Origin of the sequence: Paraburkholderia sp. A1RI_3L (genome assembly GCF_048957895.1) — a bacterium.
Taxonomy (GTDB): domain Bacteria; phylum Pseudomonadota; class Gammaproteobacteria; order Burkholderiales; family Burkholderiaceae; genus Paraburkholderia; species Paraburkholderia kururiensis.
Genome location: NZ_JARCHA010000066.1, coordinates 1 through 656 on the forward strand (window position 1 = coordinate 1; position 656 = coordinate 656).

1 pseudogene is annotated in these 656 nt (G+C 67.1%); it reads left to right on the top strand.

Annotated features, from left to right (window positions below):
• Window positions 1-145: 145 nt before the first annotated feature.
• A pseudogene (locus PXJ20_RS32910) lies at window positions 146-656 on the top strand (adhesin); the annotation flags it as partial.

A 656-nucleotide genomic window follows, 5' to 3' on the forward strand; every position in this document is an offset into this window, starting at 1 on the left:
TTCGGTCACGGCCGCGGCGAACCCGACCTCGGGCACGACGATCGGCGGGGTGGCGTACACCTTTGCCGGCACGAGCCCGACCAGCGTGGTGAGCGTCGGCGCGCCGGGCGCCGAGCGGCAGATCACGAACGTGGCGGCGGGCCGCGTGAGCGCGACGAGCACCGACGCCATCAACGGCTCGCAGCTCAACGCCACCAACGAGGCCGTAACCTCGCTGTCGACGTCGACCTCGACCGGCATCACCTCGCTGTCCACCTCGACCTCCACGGCGGTGAGTTCGCTCTCCACGGGCCTGTCGAGCACCAGCAGCACCGTGACGTCCCTGTCCACGTCGACGTCCACCGCCGTGAGTTCGCTCTCGACCGGTCTGTCGAGCACGAACAGTTCCGTGACGTCGCTGTCCACCTCCACGTCGACGGGTATCAGTTCCCTGTCCACCGGTATCAGCTCGCTGTCCACCGGTCTGTCGAGCACCAACAGTTCGGTGACGTCGCTCTCCACGTCCAGTTCGACGGGCATCAGTTCGCTCTCGACCGGCCTGTCGAGCACCAACAGCACCGTGACGTCGCTGTCGACCTCGATCAGCACGATCGCGATCGGCAACACGTCGCTGTCCACCTCGACTTCGACCACCGCCAGTTCGCTCTCTACGGGGC